General features: G+C 74.9%; 15 protein-coding genes and 1 pseudogene. 8 read left to right on the top strand and 8 right to left on the bottom strand.

Going from position 1 to position 16,690, the window contains the following annotated elements:
• Positions 1-91 precede the first annotated feature (91 nt).
• Both GA0070623_RS05575 and GA0070623_RS05570 read left to right on the top strand, forming a co-directional pair.
• Positions 92-928, top strand: coding sequence for a CDP-alcohol phosphatidyltransferase family protein (locus GA0070623_RS05575; RefSeq protein ID WP_084261233.1), 837 nt, complete (start codon positions 92-94; stop codon positions 926-928).
• Positions 929-1,132: 204 nt separating this feature from the next.
• Positions 1,133-2,767: pseudogene (locus tag GA0070623_RS05570) on the top strand (sulfatase-like hydrolase/transferase); the annotation flags it as partial.
• A 58-nt stretch (positions 2,768-2,825) separates the two neighbouring features.
• Here the strand turns inward: GA0070623_RS05570 and GA0070623_RS05565 are convergent.
• The 3 genes from GA0070623_RS05565 to GA0070623_RS05555 form a co-directional block, all read right to left on the bottom strand.
• Complete coding sequence (locus GA0070623_RS05565) at positions 2,826-3,431, bottom strand: STAS domain-containing protein (protein ID WP_067306392.1); 606 nt, start codon at positions 3,429-3,431, stop codon at positions 2,826-2,828.
• A 106-nt stretch (positions 3,432-3,537) separates the two neighbouring features.
• Positions 3,538-3,807, bottom strand: a complete 270-nt coding sequence (locus GA0070623_RS05560; protein ID WP_067306388.1) for a transglycosylase — start codon at positions 3,805-3,807, stop codon at positions 3,538-3,540.
• Positions 3,804-4,202 (bottom strand): STAS domain-containing protein, encoded by a 399-nt coding sequence (locus tag GA0070623_RS05555; protein WP_231932676.1) that lies wholly within the window; start codon positions 4,200-4,202, stop codon positions 3,804-3,806. Before GA0070623_RS05555 ends, GA0070623_RS05560 begins: the two co-directional genes overlap by 4 nt.
• Positions 4,203-4,351: 149 nt before the next feature.
• Between GA0070623_RS05555 and GA0070623_RS05550 the strand changes: the two genes are divergently transcribed.
• Genes GA0070623_RS05550 through GA0070623_RS05540 form a run of 3 tightly spaced genes read left to right on the top strand, consistent with a single transcriptional unit; the run spans position 4,352 to position 6,989 of the window.
• On the top strand, positions 4,352-5,038 hold the full coding sequence (locus GA0070623_RS05550; protein WP_067306384.1) for a response regulator transcription factor: 687 nt from the start codon (positions 4,352-4,354) through the stop codon (positions 5,036-5,038).
• Entirely contained in the window at positions 5,035-6,390 is a 1,356-nt protein-coding gene (locus GA0070623_RS05545; protein ID WP_067306381.1) for a sensor histidine kinase, read from the top strand. Before GA0070623_RS05550 ends, GA0070623_RS05545 begins: the two co-directional genes overlap by 4 nt.
• A 56-nt stretch (positions 6,391-6,446) precedes the next feature.
• A complete protein-coding gene (locus tag GA0070623_RS05540) occupies positions 6,447-6,989 on the top strand; it encodes a GerMN domain-containing protein (RefSeq protein ID WP_407937990.1) in 543 nt (180 codons plus the stop codon).
• Here the strand turns inward: GA0070623_RS05540 and GA0070623_RS05535 are convergent.
• The 3 genes from GA0070623_RS05535 to GA0070623_RS05525 all read right to left on the bottom strand — a co-directional run bounded on the left by GA0070623_RS05535 (position 6,962) and on the right by GA0070623_RS05525 (position 9,967).
• Positions 6,962-7,750, bottom strand: coding sequence for an ABC transporter ATP-binding protein (locus GA0070623_RS05535; RefSeq protein WP_067306427.1), 789 nt, complete (start codon positions 7,748-7,750; stop codon positions 6,962-6,964). The two genes, GA0070623_RS05540 and GA0070623_RS05535, sit on opposite strands and share 28 nt — an antisense overlap.
• Before the next feature lie 43 nt (positions 7,751-7,793).
• Complete coding sequence (locus tag GA0070623_RS05530) at positions 7,794-8,819, bottom strand: FecCD family ABC transporter permease (RefSeq protein WP_067306379.1); 1,026 nt, start codon at positions 8,817-8,819, stop codon at positions 7,794-7,796.
• A 71-nt stretch (positions 8,820-8,890) separates the two neighbouring features.
• On the bottom strand, positions 8,891-9,967 hold the full coding sequence (locus GA0070623_RS05525) for a FecCD family ABC transporter permease (protein WP_407937989.1): 1,077 nt from the start codon (positions 9,965-9,967) through the stop codon (positions 8,891-8,893).
• Positions 9,968-10,035: 68 nt separating this feature from the next.
• Between GA0070623_RS05525 and GA0070623_RS05520 the strand changes: the two genes are divergently transcribed.
• Positions 10,036-11,070 (top strand): ABC transporter substrate-binding protein, encoded by a 1,035-nt coding sequence (locus tag GA0070623_RS05520; RefSeq protein ID WP_067306373.1) that lies wholly within the window; start codon positions 10,036-10,038, stop codon positions 11,068-11,070.
• 171 nt (positions 11,071-11,241) lie between these two features.
• On the opposite strand, the gene GA0070623_RS05515 is transcribed toward GA0070623_RS05520, so the two are convergent.
• Positions 11,242-11,487, bottom strand: coding sequence for a hypothetical protein (locus GA0070623_RS05515; RefSeq protein WP_231932674.1), 246 nt, complete (start codon positions 11,485-11,487; stop codon positions 11,242-11,244).
• 240 nt (positions 11,488-11,727) lie between these two features.
• Between GA0070623_RS05515 and GA0070623_RS05510 the strand changes: the two genes are divergently transcribed.
• Complete coding sequence (locus GA0070623_RS05510; protein WP_067306422.1) at positions 11,728-12,567, top strand: ATP-grasp domain-containing protein; 840 nt, start codon at positions 11,728-11,730, stop codon at positions 12,565-12,567.
• 99 nt (positions 12,568-12,666) lie between these two features.
• Here the strand turns inward: GA0070623_RS05510 and pgi are convergent, their stop codons facing one another.
• Positions 12,667-14,304, bottom strand: coding sequence for a glucose-6-phosphate isomerase (gene pgi, locus GA0070623_RS05505; protein ID WP_067306419.1), 1,638 nt, complete (start codon positions 14,302-14,304; stop codon positions 12,667-12,669).
• A 234-nt stretch (positions 14,305-14,538) separates the two neighbouring features.
• On the opposite strand from pgi, the gene GA0070623_RS05500 reads away from it, so the two are divergent.
• Positions 14,539-16,476, top strand: a complete 1,938-nt coding sequence (locus GA0070623_RS05500) for an ABC transporter ATP-binding protein (RefSeq protein ID WP_067306370.1) — start codon at positions 14,539-14,541, stop codon at positions 16,474-16,476.
• Positions 16,477-16,690 lie beyond the last annotated feature (214 nt).

Genomic DNA, 16,690 nt, shown 5'->3' with positions numbered 1-16,690 from the left:
GTTTTCTCCTCATCTGCCGGCGGAACCGAACGAATCGGCGGCGTCCTGCGTACCCATTACCGAGGTCGTCGATCATAAACACGGAGGCAGGGTGTCCAGGGTTCGAACCGGTCCGGTGCTCGGCCTGACCGTACAGACCGTCCTGCTGGCCGGGCTGGCCGCGACAGTCGGGCTCGACGTCGCCGGCTGGCTGGCCGGCCTCGGGTACGGCGTGGTCACCTGTGTCGCGCTGCGGCGCGGTCTGCGCCGTGGCGGTGCCGACCGGCTCGGGCCGGCGGACCGGGTGACGCTGGCCCGGGGGGTGCTCGTCGGCGGGGTGACCGCCCTGGTCGTGACCGGCCTGGACGGCGCGACCCCGCTGGGGGTGCTGGTGCCGATGACCGCGGTGGCGCTGGCCCTGGACGCGGTGGACGGCTGGGTGGCCCGGCGCACCGGCACGGTCAGCGCGCTCGGCGCCCGGTTCGACATGGAGGTCGACGCCTTCCTCATCCTGGTGCTCAGCGTCCAGGTGGCCCCCGCGGTGGGGCCGTGGGTGCTCGCCATCGGCGGCCTGCGGTACGCCTTCGTCGCCGCCGGCCGACTGCTGCCCTGGCTGCGGGGGTCGTTGCCGCCGCGCTTCTGGCGCAAGGTGGTCGCCGCCGCGCAGGGCGTGCTGCTGCTCGTCGTCGCCGCGGACCTGCTGGCCCGGCCGGCGGCCGCCGTGCTGGCCGCGGTGGCGTTGGCGCTGCTGGTCGAGTCGTTCGGGCACGACGTGGGCTGGCTCTGGTGGCACCGACCCGCCCGGGTCGCCCGCACCGCCGCCCCGACGACCGCCAGCTCGCTGTCGCCCCGGGGGCCGTCGGTCGCGGCGCTGCCGTCCGTACCATCGCTGCGGCCCCGGGTCGACGCCATCGCCGACCGTCCGTTCGCCGCCCACCAGCCGGTCTGAGTCGGACCGCCGACCCGGCCGCGGCCGGGACCTGCCCAGGAAGGACCATTCGGAGTGTCGTTGTCGTCACGTCTGCGTCGGCCGAGCACGGTAGCCGGGAATCCCGCCACCGGGACCGACCGACCCACTCCGACAACCGAGCCCACCGCGTCGGCTGAGCCCACCGCGTCGGCTGAGCCCACCGCGTCGGCTGAGCCCATCGTGCCGGTGGCGCGTTGGCGGCGGGTCGCCGCCCGGGTGACCACCGGGCTGGCCGTGCTGCTGGTCCTGGTCGTGCTGACCGCGCCGGACCGGTACGACCAGCTCACCCCGACGGCGTTCCTCGGGGTGCCGATCGAGGGGCTGGTCGCCGCCGGCCTGCTGCTGGCGCTGCCCGGTCGGGCACGGCGGCTGGTCGCGGTGCCGGTCGGGGTGGCGCTGGGGCTGGTCGCCATCGTCAAGGTGCTCGACCTGGGCATGTCGGCCAGCCTGGCCCGCCCGTTCGACCTGGTCGTCGACTGGGTGCTGCTGGACGACGGGTACGCCTTCGTCACCGACGCGGTGGGCGGCGGGGGCGCGCTCGCCGCCGCCGTCGGCCTGGTCGCCCTGGTGGTCGCGTTGCTGGTGCTCACCGTCCGGTCGGTGCAGCGGCTGACCCGGGCGGCGACCGGGCACCGCCGGGCCGCCGTCCGGGTGGTCGCCGGGCTGACCGCGCTCTGGGTGGCCGCCGCGACCCTCGGCGTGCCGGTCGCCGACTCCGGCACCGCCATCCTGGTCGGCCAGCATGTCGGGCAGGTCGGCGCGGGGCTGCGGGACCGGCGGGAGTTCGCCGGCCAGGTCGCCCGGGACGCCTACCGGGACACCCCGGGTGACCAGTTGCTCACCGCGCTGCGCGGCAAGGACGTGGTGCTGGCCTTCGTGGAGAGCTACGGCCGGGACGCGGTCGAGGACCCGGAGTTCGCCGGGCAGGTCGGCGCGGTGCTCGACGGCGGCACCCGGCGGCTGGCCGCCGCCGGCTTCACCGCCCGCAGCGGCTTCCTGACCTCGCCCACCGCCGGTGGCGGAAGCTGGCTGGCCCACGACACGCTGCTGTCCGGGCTGTGGATCGACAACCAGCAGCGGCACGACAGCCTGCTGGCCAGCGACCGGTTCACCCTCAACAGGGCGTTCCAGCGGGCCGGCTGGGACACCGTCGGGGTGATGCCGGCGGCCACCTCGCCCTGGCCGGAGGGGGCCTTCTTCGGCTACGACCGCTACCACGACGCGGCCGGGCTGGAATATCGGGGGCCGCAGTTCAGCTATGCGCCGATGCCCGACCAGTACACCCTGTCCACCTTCCAGCGTCGGGAGCGGGCCACCCCGGACCGCGCGCCGATCATGGCGGAGATCCCGCTGATCTCCAGTCACTCACCGTGGGCGGCGATCCCCCGGATGCTCGACTGGGACCACGTCGGGGACGGCTCGATCTACCGCCGCCCGACGTCGGTGGCGTTCAACCCCAAGGACGTGGTGGGGCGGAACACCACCGAGGTACGCACCGGTTACCGCCGGGCCATCGAATACTCGTTGAACAGCCTGATCTCCTACGTCCAGACCTACGGCGACGACGACCTGGTGCTGGTCTTCCTCGGCGACCACCAACCGTCCCCGCTGGTCACCGGCCCGAACGCCAGCCGGGACGTGCCGATCACCGTGGTCGCCCGCGATCCGGCGGTGCTGGCCCGGGTGGCCGGTTGGGGCTGGCAGGAGGGCCTGCGCCCCGGCCCGGACGCGCCGGTGTGGCGGATGGACACCTTCCGGGACCGCTTCCTCGACACGTTCGGCCCCCAGCCGCCGGCCCACGTGGCGGCCCCGCGCTGACACCCCTGTGACGCGGGACGCCCGGCGGAACCGGGCCCGTCGGGCCGCAGCCCCGGCATCACCGTGCCGTGCTCCTGACCGGGGAGCGGTCGGACCCGGCGGACCGGGACCAGTCCACCGCGTCCCGGCGGGTGTCGAAGACCGGGAAGACCCGGTCCAGCCGCATGGTGTGCAGCACGGTGCGGACGAACCGGGACGGCCCGGCGAGGCTGAGCCGCCGGCCGCGGTGCCGGGCCTCCTGCCGGGCCCGGACCAGCACCCCGAGCGCGGTGGAGTCGATCAGGTGCACCCGGACCAGGTCGACCACCACGTGCCGGTCGGCGTCGACCGCCTCCGCCAGTACCCCGTGCAGGTCGTCGCCGGTGGCGATGTCCAGGTCCCCGGCGGCGGTGACGATCGCCACCTCGTCCAGGTGCTCGACGCCGAGCACACCGAGCGGGTCGGCGCGGCGCGGCGCGCGGGCCTGCGGCGCCGGTGCCGGCAGGAGTTCGCAGCGGGGGCAGCGGTGCGGGCCGGTGGCGAACGGGGAACCGGTCCAGCCCTGCTCGGCGACGAACGTCCAGACCACCTCGGCGTCGGGCAGGACGCAGGCCGGGCCGCTCGCCACCGTCCCGCAGCTGTCGCAGATCAGCGTCATCAGCGGGTCGTCCGGTACGACGGTCATCGGTCTCCTCCTTGAAGGGTCGACGTCGGTGGCCCGGTGGTCGTGGCCCGGCGCGCGGTGGTCGACCGGACACCCCGCGCGCCGGGTCACGACCGGATCGGGTGGGTCAGCGCTCGGCACGGCCGCCGGCGGTCCCGACGACCAGCGCCACGGCGACCCCGGCCAGGCCGACCTGCACGATCAGCTGCCGCAGCGTGTAGCCGTCGCCGTCGATGCCGACCAGCCGGCTCAGGATGGTGCCGAGCAGCGCGGCGACCAGGCCGACGGCGAGGGTGAGCCAGAGCGGCAGCTGGGTGCGGCCGGGGACGACGAGCCGGCCCAGCGCGCCGATCACGAGCCCGACCACGACGGCGGCGACGATCCCGGTGCCGCTCACCGGCTGTGCTCCCGCAGCCGGGGCGGGGCGGGCTGCCGGTGGACGGCCGGCGGGACCAGACCGCCGTCCACCGACAGTGCCCTCGGGGTGGTGACCATGGGCAGCACCCGGGACACCCGGGCGGCGCTCAGCACGCGCATCGCCCGGGGGCTGGGATCCCGCAGCGTCAGCACGCCGCCGTGGCGGGTCAGCTGCCGGTGCACGTCGAGCAGCAGCCCGACGGCGGCGGCGTCGAGGTGCCGGCATGCCGAGAGGTCCACCACCACGTGTGCCGGGCGCAGCTCGACGAGCCGGTCGAAGACCTGCCGGGACCGGGCCAGCGCGGCCAGGTCCAGGTCGTCGGTGACGCACACCTCCACCAGCGGTACGGTGCACTCCGGGCGGGACGCTCCCACGATCGCCCTCCTTCCGGTTCGCTGTCCGGATTCCAGCCTGCTGGGCGAGGTTGGCGGGGGCCGCGCAGACGTATGTCAGTTGCGTGACAAATTTCGCGTACCCCGTAGGCGGGTCGTCATCGCCGGAGCGCACCGGGCACGATTTGCCGATGGCGGGCGTACTGGTGATCGAGGACGACGACCGGATCCGTCTGGCGCTGCTGCTGGCCCTGGAGGACGAGGGCTACCTGGCGCGCGGGGCGGCCACGGCCGAGGAGGGGCTGCGGGCGCAGCGGCAGGACACCGCCGACTACGTGCTGGTGGACCTGATGCTGCCCGGCCTGGACGGCTTCGAGTGCATCAGGCAGTTGCGCCGCCACGACGACGTGCCGATCGTGGTGGTCAGCGCCCGCGACGACACCCACGACATCGTCGCCGCGCTGGAGGCCGGCGCGGACGACTACCTGGTCAAGCCGGTCGCCATCAAGGAACTCTCGGCCCGGCTGCGGGCACTGCGCCGCCGGGGCCGCAGCGTCGTGTCGGTGACCGCGGCGACGGTGCCGGTGCTGGCCTTCGGCGCGCTGGAGATCAGCCCGGAGGCCGGTGAGGTACGCCGGGCCGGGCGGCCCGTGCCGGTGACCCGGACCGAGTTCCGGTTGCTCTGCGAGCTGGCCGAGCACGCCGGGCGGGTGCTGTCCCGGCAGCAGCTGCTCAGCCGGGTGTGGGGCTACGAGACCGGCGACGAGCGGCTGGTCGACGTGCACGTGGGCCGGCTGCGGCAGAAGATCGAGGCCGATCCGGCCAACCCCCGGCACCTGGTCACCCTGCGGGGCCTCGGCTACAAGCTGCAACGATGAGGCGGCTCGGCCTGCGGGCCCGGGTCACCGCCGCGTTCGCGGTCGGTGCGCTGCTGCTGTCGGCGCTGATGGCGCTGATCTCGTACGAGCTGGTGCGACGCTCGTTGCTCGACGAGCGGGAGCGGACCGCGCTGCGGGCGGCGTACTTCGACGCGGCGGTGGTCCGCGCCGGTCTGGACACCGACACCCCGGACGTCTACGAGGTGCTGCGCACCCTGGACACCGGTGGCAGCCGTCGGGCGCTGGTGTACCGCGACGGCCGCTGGTACGCCCGGACAGCCGACGAGGGGCCGTCCGGCGCGGTGCCGGCCGGGCTGATGGCGATGGTCACCGACGGCGAGCCGGGGGTGCAGCGGATCCGGGTCGAGGGGCAGCCCGCCCTGCTGGTCGGGGTGCCGCTGGCGGAGTCGACCGGCTACTACGAGATCACCTCGCTGCGGGAGCTGGAGCAGACGTTCCAGGTGCTGGCGTTGGCGCTGACCGTGGTGGCGGTCACCGTGGCCGGCTCCGGTGCGGCACTGGGCTGGTACGCCACCCGGCACGGGTTACGGCCGTTGACGGCGGTGGCCGACGCGGCCGAGAAGATCGCGGCGGGGGACGTCACCGCCCGGCTCGCCCCCGGCACCGACCCGGACCTGGCCCGGCTCTCCACCTCGTTCAACCGGATGGTCGACCAGGTGGCGGTGCGGATCGAACGGGACCGCCGGTTCGCCGCCGACGTCGCCCACGAGCTGCGCTCACCGTTGCAGACGCTGTCGGCGGCGGCGAGCGTGCTGTCCCGGCGTCGGGACGGGTTGGACGATCGCACGGCCACCGCCGCCGGCCTGGTCAGCGAGGAGATCACCCGGTTCCAGCGGCTGGTCAACGACCTGATCGAACTGGCCCGCAGCGACCGGCCGGTGCAGCGGGAGGAGGTCGACGTGCTGGCGCTGGCCCGGGCGGTGTGCCGGGGGCGGGGGTTGCCCGAGTCGCTGGTGGACGCCGGCCCGCCCCCGCCGGGACTCTGGTCGGTGGACCCCCGGCGGGTGGAGCAGGTGCTGGTGAACCTGCTGGACAACGCGGTCCGCTACGGCGGCGGCCCGGTCGCGGTGCGGCTCTGGGTCCGCGACGGGGTCGGGATGGTGGAGGTCGACGACGAGGGTCCGGGGGTGCCGGTGGCCGACCGGGAGGTGGTCTTCGACCGGTTCGTCCGGGGGCGGGCGGCACACGACCGGGCCGGCGGGGACGGTACCGGGCTGGGGCTGGCGCTGGTCGCCCAGCATGCGGCCGCCCACGGCGGCCGGGCCTCGGTCGGCGACCGGCCCGGCGGCGGTGCCCGGTTCCGGGTGGAGCTGCCGGGGAGCCGGACGTGACCGGGCGCGGCGGCCGGGGCGCGTACCGGCGGGTGCCGCCGTCGGTGCGGTGGTGGGTGCTGCTGCCGGTGGTGGCGCTGCTGCTGCCGGCCGGGTGCGGGGTGCCGGTCGACGACCGGCCCCGGGGCGTCGAACCGCCGTTCGGGCCTCCCGCCGCTCCGGCCGCCAGCAGCGTCCCGGGCCGGGTGGAGCAGGCGTTCTGCCTGGTCCGCGACGGGCGCCTGGTCCGGACGGTCCGGCAGGTCGACGCCGCCGGTGGGGTGGACGGGCACCTGCGTCGGCTGCTGGCCGGCCCCACCCAGGCCGAGCGGGCGGCCGGCCTCGGCACCGCCCTGCCGGGCGCGGTGCACGTGCTGGGCGCGCGGCTGGTCGACGGGCGGGCGCACGTGGAGGTCGAGCCGCTGGGGGAGGAGTCCGGTCGCAGCGACGAGGTGCTGGCGTACGGGCAGATCGTCTGCACCCTGGACAGTCGCGCCGACGTCTCCGGGGTGTCGTTCCTGCTGCGCGGTGGGCCGCTGGAGGTGCCCCGGGCCGACGGCTCGCTGTCGGCCGGCCCGTTGACCGCCGCCGACTACCCCGCGGTCACCGGCCCGGACTGACCGCGCCGCCGGGCCCGGGGGACGACCAGCGGGGTGCCGGTCTCCGGGTCCTCGACGATCCGGCAGGGCAGCCCGAACACCTCCTCGACGAGGGCGGCGGTGACCACCTCGCGGGGGTCGCCCTGGGCCACCACCCGACCGTCGCGCAGGGCGATCAGGTGGGTGGCGTACCGGGCCGCGTGGTGCAGGTCGTGCAGCACCGCGACCAGGGTCCGGCCCTGCTCCTCGTGCAGCCGGGCACACAGGTCGAGCACCTCGATCTGGTGGGCGACGTCCAGGTAGGTGGTGGGTTCGTCGAGCAGCAGCAGGTCGGTCTGCTGGGCCAGCGCCATCGCGATCCAGACCCGTTGCCGCTGCCCACCGGACAGCTCGTCGACGGGCCGGTCGGCCAGCTCGCCGACGCCGGTGGCGGCCATCGACCGGGTCACCACCTGCTCGTCCTCGGTGGACCACTGACGGAGCAGGCCCTGGTGCGGGTAGCGGCCCCGGGCGACCAGGTCGGCCACCGTGATGCCCTCCGGCGCGACCGACGACTGCGGCAGCAGGCCGAGGGTGCGGGCCACCTCCCGGGAGCGCAGCGAGTGGATGTCCCGGCCGTCGAGCAGCACCGTCCCGGCGGCCGGTCGCAGCGTCCGGGCCAGGGCGCGCAGCAGGGTGGACTTGCCGCAGGCGTTGGGGCCGATCACCACCGTGAACGACCGGTCGGGTACGGCCACCGACAGGTCCCGGGCCACCACCCGGCGATCGTAGGCCAGGGTCAGTCCGACCCCGCCCAGCCGACTCTCCGGTGTCACCACGTCCTCCTCAGATCCGGGCCGCGCGGCGTCGCGCGGCGAGCAGCCATACCAGGTAGCCGCCGCCGATCAGGCCGGTGACCACCCCGACGGGGAGCTGGTGGCCGTCGACCGCCCGCTGCGCGGCCAGGTCGGCGGCGAGCAGCAGCACCGCTCCGGTGCCGGCGGCGGCGGCCAGGTTCGGCCCGGGTGCCCGGGTCAGCCGGCGGGCCAGGTGCGGCGCGACCAGGGCGACGAAGGAGACCGGGCCGGCGGCGGCCGCCGCTCCGGCGGCGAGCAGCACCGCCGCGGCGAGCAGCAGGCGCCGGACCCGGGCCACCGGCACGCCGAGCGCGGTGGCGGTGTCGTCACCCAGCTCGATCATGGACAGCGGCCGGGCCACGCCGACCACCACCGTCGTCAGCAGCCCCAGCAGGCCGAGCAGCGGGACGGCCTGTTCCCAGCCCCGACCGTCGAGGCTGCCGGTGAGCCAGAGCACCGCCCGCGCCGCGTCCATCAGCGGCGCCCGGGTGAGCAGCCAGCCGTTGACGCCGGTGAGGATGGCCGTGGTGCCGATGCCGACCAGCACCAGCCGGTAGCCGGGCAGGCCGTGCCGGCCCGCGACCGCCCACAGCAGCAGGCCGGTGGCGAGTCCGCCCAGCAGCGCCGCCCCGGACAGCAGCAGGGTGCCGCCGCCGAGCACCACCACGACCAGCGCGCCGGTGGCCGCGCCCTGGGTGACCCCGAGCACGTCGGGGCTGCCCAGCGGATTGCGGACCAGGGACTGGAGGATCGCGCCGGACAGCGCCAGGGCGGCCCCCACGCCGAGCGCGGTGACCAGTCGGGGCAGCCGCAGCTCGCCGACGATGAAGTCCTCGGCGGGGGTGCCGCCGCCGGTGAGGGTGCGCAGCACGTCGGCGGTGCTCATCGGGTAGTCGCCGCCGCCGATCGCGGCCACCCCGAGGACGACGACCAGGGCGGTGACGCCGAGCCCGACCGCCAGGGACCGGCCCCGCCAGCGCACCGAACGTCCTCCGCCGAGCCGGACCACCCGCACCGGCGGGCGGGGGCGGGTCGACGGGCCGGTGGACCCGGTGTGGGGCGACGGGCCGGCAGACCCGGTGTGGGTCATCGGCGGGCCACCAGACGCAGGAACAGCGGCCCGCCGAGCACGGCGGTGACCAGGCCGACCTGGAGTTCACCGGGTCGACCGAGGACCCGGCCGAGCACGTCGGCGCCGAGCAGCAGCACCGGTGCGAGCACCGCCGCGTAGGGCAGCAGCCAGCGCAGGTCCGGGCCGGTCAGCGCGCGTACCAGGTGGGGGACGAGCAGACCGACGAAGACGATCGGGCCGCAGGCGGCGGTGGCCGCGCCGCAGAGCAGGGTGACCGCGGTGACGGTGCCGGCCCGGACCAGGGCGGGTCGCGCGCCGAGGGCGCGGGCCGCGTCGTCGCCGAGGGCCAGGGCGTTGAGCGGGCGGGCCCCGGCCAGTCCGACCAGGAGCCCGGCCAGGATGAACGGGGCCACCGTGCCGACGGTGGTGAAGTCGGCGGTGGCCAGCGAGCCGACGGTCCAGAACCGCAGCCGGTCCAGCGCGGCGGAGTCGAGCAGCATCATCGCGCTGACGTACGAGTAGAGCACCGCGTTGAGGGCGGCGCCGGCCAGCGCCAGCCGCTCCGGGGTGGCCTGCCGGCCGCCGCCGACGGCGTGCACCGCGACGGTGACGACCACCGCCCCGAGCAGGGCGAACCAGATCCATCCGCGCACCGTGGCGACGCCGAACAGCGCGGTGGCGGTGGCCACGGCGGCGGACGCGCCGGCGTTGATGCCGAGCAGGCCCGGGTCGGCGAGCGGGTTGCGGGTGAGTGCCTGCATGAGCGCGCCGGCCACGCCGAGGGCCGCGCCGGCGAGCAGGCCGAGCAGCGTGCGGGGCAGCCGCATCTGCTGGACCACCGCATGCTCGGGGGAGGCGGCGGAGAACAGGCCCTGCCAGACCTCGACGGGGGTGAGTTGTCGCGCGCCGACGGCTACGCTGAGCACCACGACGGTGACGAGCAGCAGCAGACCCGCCCCGAGTCCGGCGGCCCGGACCCTGGTTCGTCGGCGGGCGGCCACCGTCCCCGGTGGAACGGTGGGTACGGATAGGGTGGCGGACAGTGTCGACTCCCGGGGCGAGTGCGGCGTGCGCCGCCCGTTGACAGTGATTTAGGTTAGGTTAACCTAACCCTGTCGTCGCGGATCGCGGTGGTCCGGGCCTGACCGAAAGACGTCACATGCTGCCTTCCTCGTCCTCACCCCGATTCTCCCGCCGGGGCCTGCTCGCCGCCGGTGGCGGGGCCGCCCTGACCGCCCTCCTCGCCGCCTGCGGCGGTGGCGACGACCCGGCGAAGCCCACCGCGAACGGCTCCGCCGGCCCGTGGAGCTTCACCGACGACCGGCAGCGCAAGGTCGAGGCGGCCAGCACCCCGACCCGGGTGGTCGCCTTCACCGGGGTGGCCGCCGCGCTCGTCGACTTCGGACTCGACTCCCAGCTCGTCGGGGTGTTCGGCGAGACCACCCGGACCGACGGCTCCCGCGACCCGCAGGCCGGGGACCTCGACGTCGACCGGGTCACCGTGCTCGGCAACGTCTGGGGCGAGTTCAACGTGGAGAAGTACGCCGGGCTCCGCCCCGACCTGCTGGTCACCCACATGTACGACCCGGACGCCCTCTGGTACGTCCCGGACGAGAGCCGCGACAAGATCCTCCAGCTCGCGCCGAGCGTGGCCGTCACCACCGCCCGGACCCCGATGACCCGCCCGATCGAGCGCTACGCCGAGCTGGCCCGCTCGCTCGGCGCGGACCTGTCCGCCGCGAAGGTCACCGCGGCCAGGACCCGGTTCGAGGCCGCCGCCGAGCAGGTCCGGGCGGCGGTCAAGGCCAACCCGGGCATCCGGGTGATGGCCTCGTCCGGCAGCCCCGACCTGTTCTACGTCTCCAACCCGAAGGTCAGCACCGACCTGATGTACTTCGCCGAGCTGGGCGTCGAGATCGTGGTCCCCACCAAGCTCGAAGCCGGTGACTACTTCGAGGCGCTGAGCTGGGAGAACGCTGGTAAGTTCCCGGCCGACCTGATCCTGCTGGACAACCGCTCCACCGCGTTGCAGCCCAAGGACCTCGCGGCCAAGCCCACCTGGGCGCAGCTCCCGGCGGTCAGGGCCAACCAGGTCACCCCGTGGGACGCGGTGCCCCGCTTCTCGTACGCGGGCGCGGCGCCGCTGCTGGAGAACCTGGCCACCGCGATCCGCTCCGCCAAGCGCCTCGGCTGACCGGCCACCGGCCGGCTCCTCGACCCGGCGGGTCGCCTCCCTCGGCCGGGGCGGGGCGATGTCGCCTCCCTGGACCGGGGGTGTCGCCTCCCTCGGCCGGGGCGGTGGTGTGCTGTCCCCCCGCCGGCCGGTGCGCCAGCCGCCGGTGGCGAGGGGACGACGAGCGACGGGTCAGGCCGCCTCGGCGGTACGCGACCGGCGCGGGGACAGGCCCGCCTGCTCCCGTCCCGTACGCCGGTCGTCGGCGGTGTCCAGGGCCGCGTCGCCGGCCATGCTCAGCGCCCGCCGGGCGTTGCGCGCGGCGTCGCAGGGCCAGTCCTGGTGCTCGCAGAGCAGGTTGTCGCACCGCCCGGACTGGTCCGGGTGGTGCGCGTCGATCACGTCGAGAGCGAGCCGCCACAGAAGCGGATCGGTCACCCCGGCGGGCGCGGCGGTGCGGGTATGTCGCTGCGGGTGGTGGGTGTCGGACACGGTCTCCCCCTTTGTCGGTACCGAGGAAGAGTCTCCAGCCTGTCCGGTGGCAAAACCAATGACCTGGGGTGGGAATCACCACCACGGCCCGGTCCGGCGACCTGTCCGGTACCGCCGGCCGCCGTTTCGGACGTACCCCGGGTCCGGGATCCGGTCGCGGTGGCACGGGTGGGGGAGGATGCGGAGATGCTGTTGATCGTCCCCGCCGACCCGATGCGGCCCCGCCGGCCGGACCCGCACTTCGCGCCGGAGGCGCGGGCCGCCCGGGAGGCCGGGCACCCGGTGGCCGTGGTCGACCACGACGCGCTCGCGGCGGGCCGGGACCTCGCGCGGGCGGTCGCCGCCGTGCCGGCGGCCGACGACGCGGTCTACCGGGGCTGGATGCTCTCCGCCGCCCGCTACGCCGGTTTCGCCGAGGCGTCGGCCGCCCGGCAGGTGACCCTGCGCACCGGCCCCGACCAGTACCGGCGGGCACACGAGCTGCCCGGCTGGTACGCCGCCGCAGCGGCGCTGACCCCGGAGTCCCGGTGGACGGTCGGGGACGACCGGGTCGACTTCGAGCGGGTCCGGGCCGGGCTGGGCGGCGGTCCGGCGGTGCTGCGCGACTGGACCAAGTCCGCCAAGCACCACTGGCACGAGGCGTGCTTCGTTCCCGAGCTGGCCGACGGCGACGCCGCCTGGCGGATCGCGAGCCGGCTGCGCGAGCTGCGCGACGACGACTTCACCGGCGGCTTCGTGCTGCGCCGGTTCGAGCCCCTCGCCGGGGCGGAGGTGCGTACCTGGTGGGTCGACGGCCGGTGCGTGCTGACCGGCCCGCACCCGGACACCCCGGACGAGCTGCCCGACGCCCCGGTCGACACCGACCCGCTGACCTCCGTGATGGCCGCGCTCGGCCTGCCCTTCGTCACCGCCGACCTGGCGCTACGTGCCGACGGCCGGTGGCGGCTGGTGGAGATCGGCGACGGACAGGTCAGCGACCGCCCGTCCACCGTGCCCCCGGAGACCCTGGTGGCCGCCCTCGGCTGAGCGCGGCCGGTGCCGACCGCGCTGCCGGTCGAGGCCCGACCGGGGGTGGCCGGGTGGCCGCCGGCGGTGGGACCGCCCGGCAGCCACCCGCCCGGGATCTCAGGCCCGGCCGCGCTCGGAGCGGTAGCGGCGGATCAGCGCCGCGGTGGAGGAGTCGACGTCGGACAGCTCCGGCGCGTCACCGGTCAGCTTCGGGGCGAGCTGGTTGGCCATCACCTTGCCCAGCTCCACCCCCCACTGGTCGAACGGGTTGATGTCCCAGATCGCGCCGCAGGTGAACACGATGTGCTCGTAGAGGGCGATGAGCTGGCCCAGCGTCGCCGGGGTGAGCTTCGGCGCGATGATCGAGGTGGTCGGGTGGTTGCCCGGCATCACCCGGTGCGGCACCACGTCGGCGGCCGTGCCCTCCGCCTCGACCTGCTCCCTCGTCCGGCCGAAGGCCAGCGCGGCGGTCTGCGCGAAGAAGTTCGACATGAACAGGTCGTGCATCTCGCCCAGGTCGTGGTTGGGCTGGCTGAACGCGATGAAGTCCGCCGGGATCAGCAGGGTGCCCTGGTGGATGAGCTGGTAGAAGGCGTGCTGGCCGTTGGTGCCGGGCTCGCCCCAGAAGATCTCCCCGGTCGGGTGGTCCACCGGCGTGCCGTCGAGCGTCACCGACTTGCCGTTGCTCTCCATGGTGAGCTGCTGCAGGTAGGCGGGGAACCGGTGCAGGTACTGCGAGTACGGCAGCACGGCGTGGGTCTGCGCGCCGAGGAAGTCGACGTACCAGACGTTGAGCAGGCCCAGCAGCGCCGGCACGTTCCGCTCCACCGGCGCGGTGCGGAAGTGCTCGTCGACGGCGTGGTAACCGGCCAGCAGCTCGCCGAACCGGTCCGGCCCGACCGCCAGCATCACCGACAGTCCGACCGCCGACGGCAGCGAGTACCGGCCACCCACCCAGTCCCAGAAGCCGAACATGTTCTCCGGGTCGATGCCGAAGGCGGCGACCCGGTCGGCGTTGGTGCTCACCGCCACGAAGTGCCTCGCGATCGCCGCGTCGTCGTCGGCGTCCAGCCCCGACAGCAGCCACGTCTTGGCCTGCTCGGCGTTGGCCAGCGTCTCCTGGGTGGAGAAGGTCTTCGACACCACCACGAACAGGGTGCTCGCCGGGTCCAGGTCGTGGGTCTTGTCGTGGATGTCGGTCGGATCGATGTTGGAGACGAACCGGCAGTGGATCCCCGCGTCCCGGTACGCCTTGAGCGCCTCGTACGCCATCACCGGCCCGAGGTCGGAGCCGCCGATGCCGATGTTGACCACCGTGCGGATCCGCTCGCCGGTGTGCCCGCGCCACTGCCCGGTGCGGACCCGCTCGCTGAACGCGGCCATCCGGTCCAGCACCCGGTGCACGTCGGCCACCACGTCCTGCCCGTCCACGGTCAGCGCGGCGTCGCGCGGCAGCCGCAGCGCGGTGTGCAGCACGGCCCGGTCCTCGGTGGTGTTGATGTGCTCCCCGGCGAACATGGCGGCGATCCGGCCGGTCAGCCCGACCCGCCCGGCCAGCGCGGTGAGCAGCCCGATCGTCTCGTCGGTGACGAGGTTCTTGCTGTAGTCGACGTGCAGGTCGGCGACCTCGCCGGTGAGCCGCTCACCCCGTTGCCGGTCGGCCGCGAACAGCTCCCGCAGGTGGGTGCCGCGCATCGTCTCGGCGTGCTTGCGCAGCGCCTGCCATTCGTCGGTGGTGGTCACACTCGCAGCCATCGGGTCGATCTTCTCCTTCACGACGGTCGTCGGCGCGTGGTGCCGCCGACGGTTCGCGTCCCAGCCTGCCACCCGGGGCCCGGCCCCGCGACGCGACCCGGCGCACCGGGCGGCGCGGCGTGCCCCGCGACACGCCAATGCGACAGGTGTACGACACGCCGCCACGGCGAGACAGCCCGTCGTCGCTGACAGTAGGCTCGCCCGTGCCCAGCCCCCTTCGGCCCGGGAGGAACCATGGCGACGGTGACCGGTCCCCGCCGCGCGACCGGCGCGGACGAGCCCGCCGACGCCGCCGACGCCGGGCTCGACCTGCCGGAGCTGGCCGACGGCGCCTGGATGCACCACGCCACCGCGTTCGCGCACACCAGCTTCCGCGCGGTGGCCCGGCGGCTGCCCCGGCTGGTGCGCGAGGCCGTCGCGTTGGCCTGGGCCACCAGCCGGCGCGACACCCTCGCCGCGATCGGCCTGAACCTCGCCGCCGGGGTGATGACCACGCTGGGCCTGCTCGCCACCACCGGGGTCCTGCGGGAGTTGTTCGCGGCCGGCCCGACGCCGGACCGGGTCCGGGCGGCGCTGCCGGCGCTGGTGCTGGCCGCGGCGGCGGTGGCCGCCAAGGGCATCCTGACCGTCACCGCCGGTTGGGCGCAGGCCCGGCTGATCCCGCAGATCACCTACGCGGTCGAGCTGCGGCTGTTCGAGACCACCACGGCGGTCGAGCTGGCCGCCTTCGACGACGCCGGGTTCGCCGAGGAGATGGACCGGGTCCGTGACCGGGGCGTGGCCGAGGCGGCGTCCATCGTCGACCACACGGTCAACCTGATCACCGGGGTGGTGGGCGTGCTGGCCACCGCCGCCGCGGTGACCGTGATCCAGCCGTTGCTGCTGCCGTGCCTGCTGCTCGCCGCGGTGCCCGAGGCGGTCACCGCGGTCAGGATGGCCCGCCGCCAGTACCTCGACATGCTGGCCCGGATCAACCGGCGTCGTCGGATGTGGATGCTGGCCAACCTGATGGCCAACCGGCACACCGCCGCCGAGGTGCGGGCCTACCAGATGCGCGACTTCCTGCTCACCGAGTTCCGCCGGATGATGAACACCGAGACGGCCGCGCTGCTGCGGTTGGCCCGCGCGCAGAGCCGGACCCGGGCCGTCGGGATGTCCATCGGGGGGATCGCCGCCTTCGCGGTCTACGCCGTCCTCGGTGGGTTGCTGCTCGCCGGCTTCGTCGCGCTGGCCGCGGCGGCGACCGCGCTGCTCGCCCTCCAGTCGGCCCGCAGCAGCCTGGCCCTCGCCGTCTTCGCCACCAACAACCTCTACGAGGACGCCCTCTACTACCAGGACTACCGGGACTTCCTCGACCGTGCCGAGGGGCGCGACGGCACCGGGACGGGCCGGCCCGTCACCGGGTTCGACACCATCGAGCTGGACCGGGTGAGCCTGCGCTACCCGGACACCGACACTCCGGCCGTCGACGAGGTCAGCCTCACCGTCCGGCGGGGCGAGGTGGTCGCGCTGGTCGGGGAGAACGGCTCCGGCAAGACCACCCTGGCCAAGCTGATCGCCGGTCTCTACCGCCCCACCGGCGGGGCGATCCGGTGGGACGGTGTCGACGTGGCCGAGCTGGACCCGGCATCGACCGCCGCGCAGGTGGCGGTGGTGACCCAGGAGTGGTGGAAGTTCCCGTTCACCGCCGCGCAGAACATCCGTGTCGGCCGGTACGACCGGGCCTCGGACGCGGCCGGCCCCACCGTCGAGGACGCCGCCCGGTCGGCCGCCGCGCACGACATGATCGCCGGGCTGCCGTTCGGCTACGACACCCTGCTGGCCCGGGAGTTCAAGAACGGCCACGACCTCTCCGGTGGGCAGTGGCAGCGACTGGTGGCCGCGCGGGGCCTCTACCGGGACGCCCGCCTGCTGATCTGTGACGAGCCGTCGGCCGCCCTCGACGCCCGCGCCGAACACGCGCTCTTCGAGCAGCTGCGGCGGCGGCCCGACCGGACGGTCGTGCTGATCACCCACCGGCTGGCCAACGTCCGGCACGCCGACCAGATCTTCGTGATGGACCACGGTCGGCTGGTGCAGCAGGGCGACCACGACGCGTTGATGGCCGCCGACGGGCCCTACCGGGAGCTGTTCGCCCTACAGGCGAGCGGCTACCTCGCCGCCACCGAGTAGCGGCGGCTCCGGTGTCACCGGCCGGGCAGCGCGACTCAGACATCGACGTTCATTGAACTCTGGGGGATGTTTCGATAGCGTCATCCGGGTAACCGCTCGACCTCGGCGGTGGCGGCTGAGCGACGACGCGGGCGGGTGTGGCCTCCGGGCGACCACACCGCCTCCCCGGGCCGGCCACCGCACTCGGGCGAAAGGTCGGGACGGTGCACCCCCA

This window comes from Micromonospora rifamycinica (assembly GCF_900090265.1).
GTDB lineage: Bacteria > Actinomycetota > Actinomycetes > Mycobacteriales > Micromonosporaceae > Micromonospora > Micromonospora rifamycinica.
The sequence above is the reverse complement of the archived record's forward strand: the minus strand, read 5'-3'. Positions and strand labels throughout refer to the sequence as shown.

Excerpts from the sequence above, each read along its gene's own strand:
- GA0070623_RS05565 (WP_067306392.1), bottom strand. The coding sequence starts at position 3,431 with ATGACCGTCGTACCGGACGACCCGCTGATGACGCTGATCTGCGACAGC.
- GA0070623_RS05550 (WP_067306384.1), top strand. The coding sequence starts at position 4,352 with ATGGCGGGCGTACTGGTGATCGAGGACGACGACCGGATCCGTCTGGCG.
- GA0070623_RS05545 (WP_067306381.1), top strand. The coding sequence starts at position 5,035 with ATGAGGCGGCTCGGCCTGCGGGCCCGGGTCACCGCCGCGTTCGCGGTC.
- GA0070623_RS05520 (WP_067306373.1), top strand. The coding sequence starts at position 10,036 with ATGCTGCCTTCCTCGTCCTCACCCCGATTCTCCCGCCGGGGCCTGCTC.
- GA0070623_RS05510 (WP_067306422.1), top strand. The coding sequence starts at position 11,728 with ATGCTGTTGATCGTCCCCGCCGACCCGATGCGGCCCCGCCGGCCGGAC.
- pgi (WP_067306419.1), bottom strand. The coding sequence starts at position 14,304 with ATGGCTGCGAGTGTGACCACCACCGACGAATGGCAGGCGCTGCGCAAG.
- GA0070623_RS05500 (WP_067306370.1), top strand. The coding sequence starts at position 14,539 with ATGGCGACGGTGACCGGTCCCCGCCGCGCGACCGGCGCGGACGAGCCC.